The organism is Helicobacter pylori, assembly GCF_015904775.1.
In the GTDB taxonomy this organism is placed as follows: Bacteria; Campylobacterota; Campylobacteria; order Campylobacterales; family Helicobacteraceae; genus Helicobacter; species Helicobacter pylori_DM.
The window spans coordinates 23470-30179 of the sequence record NZ_JADZNC010000018.1; the positions used below are offsets into that span (position 1 = coordinate 23470).

The 6710-nt window shown below is 35.5% G+C and carries 6 protein-coding genes; 1 reads left to right on the plus strand and 5 read right to left on the minus strand.

Annotated elements, in window-relative coordinates; all coding sequences use genetic code 11:
* Positions 1-2: 2 nt before the first annotated feature.
* Genes soj through I6852_RS07420 form a run of 5 tightly spaced genes read right to left on the minus strand, consistent with a single transcriptional unit; the run spans position 3 to position 6008 of the window.
* Entirely contained in the window at positions 3-794 is a 792-nt protein-coding gene (gene soj / locus I6852_RS07400) for a chromosome partitioning ATPase Soj (protein ID WP_001873120.1), read from the minus strand.
* Between the two features lie 5 nt (positions 795-799).
* On the minus strand, positions 800-1438 hold the full coding sequence (locus I6852_RS07405; protein ID WP_197292005.1) for a biotin--[acetyl-CoA-carboxylase] ligase: 639 nt from the start codon (positions 1436-1438) through the stop codon (positions 800-802).
* Positions 1439-1446: 8 nt separating this feature from the next.
* Positions 1447-2364, minus strand: coding sequence for a methionyl-tRNA formyltransferase (fmt, locus tag I6852_RS07410; RefSeq protein ID WP_197291993.1), 918 nt, complete (start codon positions 2362-2364; stop codon positions 1447-1449).
* A gap of 23 nt (positions 2365-2387) precedes the next feature.
* Complete coding sequence (locus I6852_RS07415) at positions 2388-4661, minus strand: ATP-binding protein (RefSeq protein WP_197291992.1); 2274 nt, start codon at positions 4659-4661, stop codon at positions 2388-2390.
* A gap of 45 nt (positions 4662-4706) precedes the next feature.
* Positions 4707-6008, minus strand: a complete 1302-nt coding sequence (locus I6852_RS07420; protein WP_197291991.1) for a DUF2130 domain-containing protein — start codon at positions 6006-6008, stop codon at positions 4707-4709.
* A 159-nt stretch (positions 6009-6167) separates the two neighbouring features.
* On the opposite strand from I6852_RS07420, the gene I6852_RS07425 reads away from it, so the two are divergent.
* Positions 6168-6611 carry a hypothetical protein gene (locus tag I6852_RS07425; RefSeq protein ID WP_197291990.1) on the plus strand — a complete coding sequence of 148 codons (444 nt, stop codon included), beginning with the start codon at positions 6168-6170 and terminating at the stop codon, positions 6609-6611.
* Positions 6612-6710 lie beyond the last annotated feature (99 nt).

The following is a 6710-nucleotide window of genomic DNA, read 5'->3' on the forward strand; positions in this document are numbered from 1 at the left end:
TGCTACCCTTGAAGAATACTTTGAGCTAATTTTTGATAAGCGATACTGCCATTAGATTTAATATCATAGAGCAAGATGGGCTTACCAAAACTAGGCGATTCCGCTAGTTTCACGCTTTTAGGGATCATAATATACTCTCCTGTAGCTGAATCTCTAAAAAACTCTGAGTCAAAATACTTGAACAATTCCGCTAAAACCCCTTTTGTCAAATTGAGCTGAGGGACATGCATAGTGGGTAAAAAACCTCTGATTTTGAGCTTAGGGTTCGTGCTTTTTTGCAGCATTCTAATGGTGTTAAGCAATAATTTAGTGCCTTCAAGGGCAAAAAATTCGCATTGGATAGGAATGATCACCGAATGGGCTGCTGAAAGCGAATTGATCGTGAGAGGCCCTAGAGCTGGCGGGGAATCAATAATAATATAATCATAAAGCCCCACCACGCTCTCTAAGGCGTTTTTGAGCATGAGCTCGCCTCGTTTGTTCTCATCTTGGCTGTCATAAAAGGTTTTTTCAAACCCAGCCAAACCCAAATTAGAAGGCACTAGATCCAAAAAAGGCATTTGGGTTTTTAAGATCACTTGAGAAATTTGCTTACGGCCAATCAGCACATGATAAATATCATAATCAATTTTATCGCGCCTAAAACCCAAGCTTGAAGTGGCGTTGGCTTGAGGGTCAAAATCAATCAACAAGATTTTTTTTTCATGCACCGCCAAAGAAGCCGCCAAATTGACCGCTGTTGTCGTTTTGCCCACACCTCCTTTTTGATTAGCCACTGCAATGATTTCACTCATCATACTCACATCCTATCATAAATCTTACCTTTAATACAAATGCGGCCGTCTTCTAACAATTCCGCATCTTTCAAACTCACCGCTTCGCCCCAATCATTATGGAAGCTAAAAGAGTTGCTTCTGTGAAATTCTAACGCATACTTACTTAAAACTTCCCCCCAAAAAAGATTTTCTTCTATTTTTTTTAAAAAGCCCTCTATAATCCAATCGTCGCTCGCGCCAATATCTAAACATGCCCATTTCTTTGAAACCCTATTCACGCCAATGCCGCACACCCGCATGCCTTTATAAACATTAACCAGCACGCCCCCTATTTTTTGACTCCCTAAATACAAGTCGTTAGGCCATTTAAGCCATGTTTGAGAGCCTAATTCTTTTAAAACCTCTTTGAATAAAAACCCCAAATACAAAGCGTTCGCTTGCACGGGTAAATCTTTAGGCAAATCGCTTGCGCTTAAAGCGAGCGAAAAAGTCAAAGCACTTTTTGTGCTCTCCCAAATATTCCCCCTACTGCCTATCCCAGCGCTTTGGTTTTTAGCCACGATCAAAATAGGGGCTTTGAGTTCGTTATTTTTGAGTTTTTCTAAAAGATAGGTTTGCGTGGAAGGCAGGCTATCAAAAACCCTTTTTTCACATTTTCTCATGCTTTTTCTCATGCCAAAATACCGCCTATTTTCAAACGCTTGCCATTCAAATAATCTTTCGCTTTCAAAGGCTTTTTGCCCACCGCTTGCAACCTTGCTATACGCACGCTACCCTTCAAACAACCCACAAGAACGCCTTTTTCATCAATTTCTAAAATCTCGCCTTCCTTGTGGCTCTTTTCATTCTCCACCAACTCCACTTCTAAAAGTTTAAGGCTGTTTTCTAAAAAGATTTCTGGCCAAGATTTAAACGCAAGCGATTTTAAAAACAAATTTTTAGCGTCTTTAAAACCCACTAAACCATCGGCTTTGGTGATTTTTTTACAAAAAGTAGCCTGCGTGTGATCTTGAGGCTTTCTTGTGATGGAATGAAAATTTTTGAGCGTTGAAAGAAGCAGAGTCGCCCCCATATGCGCTAATTTTAAACTTAAAGCGTCTAAATCCAAATAATCTTCTCTTAAAAAAGAAGCGCTTTCTAAAATATCCCCGCTATCCAACTCCACATCCATAAGCATGGTGCTTATGCCATAGATCTTATCGTCATTGAGTATCATCTCATGAATGGGCGAAGCCCCCCTGTATTTAGGCAATAACGACGCATGCACATTGATGCAAGGAGCGATGGTTAAAACCTCTTTAGGCAAAATCTTACCATAAGCCACCACCACGATAAAATCAGGCTTCAAACCTTTTAAAATTTGAACTTCAGGCTCTTTCAAACTTTGCGGCTGGAAAATGGGGATATTTAAATGATTTTCTAAAATGTATGTTTTAGTCTCTGGGGCTTTCAATTCTTTTTTGCGCCCAAAAGGTTTGTCCATTTGAGTGAATAGCCCCACCACTTCAATATGGTTATTTTTATTTTCAACCAACGCCCTTAAGATCACTTCAGCAAAACCAGGCGTTCCCATAAATACGATTCGCATGTTATTCCTTGTTTTTAATTCAATTACTTTATTCTCATCATCATTCTATAATGAGCTTCATGACTGGTTTCTTTAAATATTTTTTCAAAAACTTTTAAATATGTTTCAATACTTGTATCTTGACTTTGCACAAACAAATCATCTGAAATCCCATGAGAGCCATCATTAAACCATGAAATGAAAGAATTGCACACTCGTTTTTCTTCAATATTTTCAAAACATTCATTCAAGCTATCATTATGTTTAAAACCGCCTAAAATCCTAAAGTAATATTCAATAATTCTTCGCATAATATTTTGTAAAGATACCCAAGAAGCATTATTTTCTTTTGCTTGTTTTACTTCTTGCCATAGCAATTCATAAGAATTTTTAATGGGATTTTCTTTATAGCCTTTAATTTTTGAAACATTATTATCCTTTTTAATTATCCAAAAAGAATATTTCCTTTGATAGCGTTTTAAATCATATTCTAATGTAATTTCCTTGTAAAAATATGTGTTGTGGGTTAGTATAATAATTTGCTTAATGTTTGTTTTTTCTTTCATGGTTTCTTTCATAAGATCTTTAACTAAAGCACTCACTATAAACAATATATTGCTATCCAAACTTGAAATGGGGTCATCAATCACTAAAACCTTATTTTTTGATATATCGTTCTCTTTTAAAGAGCCTTTTGCTAAATGATAATAGTATAAGAAAGTGATGAAAGTAACTTCACCTTCGCTCAGTGTTTCTCCTACTAATTGACCATCTTCTCTTTGAATACGATAAAATTTTTCATCTTCAGTGCATGCCAAACCAAAATTCGTGAATCCATACCCTTTTAAAAGCGTATTGATTTTATTGACAATGGGCTTTATGCTTACCATGTTTTTTTCTAATTCCTTAATTTCATTTTCTAATTTCTTTACCTCTTCTTGATTTTCACTAATTGCTTTCTCTAAATTGTTTATTCCTTTCTCCAAACCGCAATACTTTTTATCATATTCTTGTATATCACTTTTAAATTCATTGACTAGAAATTTCCAAGTTTGTTCCACGCAATTCTTTTTCTGGTTTTTAGTGTCTTTTATTATCTCATTATGATTGGCTATTTGCTGGTTAGCCGTGTCAATTAGATCTCTAATTTCTTTTATCTCATTTTTGGTGCTTTCTAGCTTAAAACTTCTGCTCATTTCTTTACCCTTATCAAGCATCTTTTGTTGATTCCCATTGATTTTGTTCTTCAAGGTTTCAATAATTCTTTTAAAAATCTCTGTGTTTAATTTGGTTTGTTGATTCTTCTGTTCTGTTTCAACAATCTCATCAAGTCGCTCCAACACCTCAGCGGTTTTGTTTGTGTAGTCCTCTTTCATTTTTTTGATCGTTTCAATAGATTCTTGATAATTTGTATCAAAATAAGATTCTAGTTGTTTTTTAAATTCTTCGGTAATGGTTTCTTTTTGACAGAAAGGGCATATACTATTTTCTTTTATATATTCTCTACCCCAAGCTACCCAATCTTCATTGCTTAATTTTTTTATTAAATCTGCAATGGCTACACCACCACTCCCTACAATTTTTTGTTCCCAAATAGAATGGTTTTCAATAGAATCAAAATCTGTTAAATTGCATTCCAATAGTGCCAATTCTGTTTGGTTTTCACTAAAAACGATCCCAATTTTTTCTTTTAATTCTTCTAGCCCTACTATTTCGCTTTGATTGTGTTTATCGTTTTCAAATTCTTTAAGAATTTTTTCTTTAAACTTCCCTTTACGCTTAAAACCTTCTAGCGTTTCTTTAAAATCCTCTTCATTTTTCTTATAAAGGTTTTTCCAACACCTGTCAGCAAAATCCTTTTCTTCCTTTTCCTTGTCTTGTGTGATTTTTTTCAAGCTTTCTTTATTCTTTATTTTCTTTTCATTCTCTTTGCTTATTAATTCTTTCTTGCTTTCAATTTTTTCTAAATTCTCGTTTGTTTTTTTACCGAGCGTAAAAATGCCTTTAACTTGAGAGTTTCTAAATTGCTCTTCTTTAAATTGCTTGTTATAAACTTCAATCTTTAAACTCTCATTGTTACACCATGCTATTTTGCTATTAGCAAACTTGTCTTCAATCCCATTTTCAGCTAGATTTTTTAAAAAACTAGAAGTGGTTGTCTTACCGCTCCCATTAGCCCCATAAATAAAGTTGATAGAATTTAAATATTCAAAACTCGCCCCATTTTCATCAAAAGTTGCCACCTTTTTTAATGAGATTAGAGAAATCCCACTGCTTATATTCTGCTGTTGTTTGTCTTTATCGCCCTTACTATTCACATTCACTCCTAATTCACAATATCATCTCAAAGCACACCACAAAAACTAATCTTCTAAATCCTCCCCATCATACCCAAGCTCTAGCGCTTTCACTTGCCCAATCGCATTACCCGCAATGCCCTTGATAGAGCCATACATGTTAATCGTGCCCTCAAACACTTTGTCAATTTGTTTTTCCCTGCTTTTCCAAATCCTAGCCATCGCGCGTTTTTCGCTTTCTAAATCCGCTCTCAATTGCTCAAACCCCTCTATAATCGCATTCACTTGCATAGAAAATTCAGAGCTTGTCAAATAATGATAGAGCAAATCCACTTTATCACCCTTATTTTCCTGACTTTTTTTAGCCAAACTCACTTGAATAACCCCCTCTCTTAACACCGCGCTCAACCCCTTAAACTCTTCAAACGAACACACCCACACCCCTTCAAATAACCCCATCCTCTCCATCTCTTTAGGCAGCGCTTCACTCACAATGACCCCCACATCAGCCCCAATCTCTCGCATGTCGCTTTTAAGTTTTTCCACCCAAGCTTTTTGGAATTCTTTAGTGCGCTTGCTCTCATAATAAATTTTCCCGCAATTTTGAAATTCCCTAGTATGCACCACTTGAATGCAATCGCCCCCTCTTTGCCCTTTTTTAATCTCTTCAATACTATCTAGGGGGAATTTTTGCCTCAAAAACTCTTCAATCGCTAATTCTTGCACCTCGCCCTGGAATTGCTGCGAGCTTAACTCCGCCTTTCTTTGAGCGTTTTTCAACTCGTTTCTTAACATTTCTAATTGCTCTTCTTGCTGCTTGAATTTCAATTCATTTTTTTCATGCAAGGCTTTTTCTATTTTTTCCCTTTCCAGATCCAATTTTTCATTCAATTTTTTTTCATTTTCCGCTTTCAAGCGACTCTCTGCTTCGTTATTTTCTCTTTTGAGCCTTTCAATTTCCGCTTCTTTTTGGTGCAATTCCTGGACTTGTTTGGACTTCTCATCTAATTCTTTTTGCAACAATTCCAAGCCCTTTTGCTGCTCTAAAAAAGCGTTTTTTCTGGCTTCTTCAATGATTTTAGCCCTTTCATCTTGCAAGGCTAAAGCGCTCGCTTGTTTGACCGCATCATCAAATTTGGCCTGTTGCTCTTTTGCTCGCTCTTTTAAGGCCTCTTCTTTTTGCTCTAAATTTTTGAAATCGCTTAGATACTGCGCTCTTTTTTCATTCACTTCTTTTTCAAACTCTTTTTGTTGGGCTAAAAACTTATTTTGATTTTCTAGCTCAATCTGTTTGTATAGCGCTTCATTCACATTAATTGGCTCTTGACACTTGGGGCATATAAAAGGACGGGTTTGATTTTCTTGCATGATTTTCCTTTAAGATTTGATTTTTTATATTTTATAATAGAATGAGATCAATTTAACTTAAGCATGTTTTATCCAATAAGTTCAGTAAAATAGGGCTTTAAACAAGGTAAAAAATACCCTTCGCATAAAAACTACATTATAAATGAAGCAATTGAGATAATGATTGATCAGTTGCAAGTTGTCCCAAAGGTGCAAGTTTTAGAGAACAATACAATGGGAAGAAGTCTTGCATCAGCATTACAAAAGGCCTCTATCCCTAGACCCGCATCAGCGCATAGAGCGCTGCTCATCAATCATTTTTTAGAACAAGTTATTTTACAAAGCCAATCTGATGAAAACAAAAGTATAAAACCAATTGCTTTTGGAAGTCTTATCAAACTCAACCCACATAATGAAAATCCCCTATTCGCATTTATTGCACTTTCTTGCACTCAATTCCATTATTCTGGCATGCACCTAGTTGCCCCCTATGAAAACGATTCTATTATTTTTGAGTTATTGCATTGCATTGATTTTCAAGCACGCAATTTTGAACGCCAACAACTTGTTCAATTAGATCCGAAAGAAATTAAAACCCAAATCCTTGAGCGTTTAAAACTCTAAAATACAGGGCGTTAAAAAATCAAAAATAATCCCACCCTCTTATGATTTTCACTATAAGATAAAACTTCAAACTATAAAAATAAGGCTTTAAACATCAAT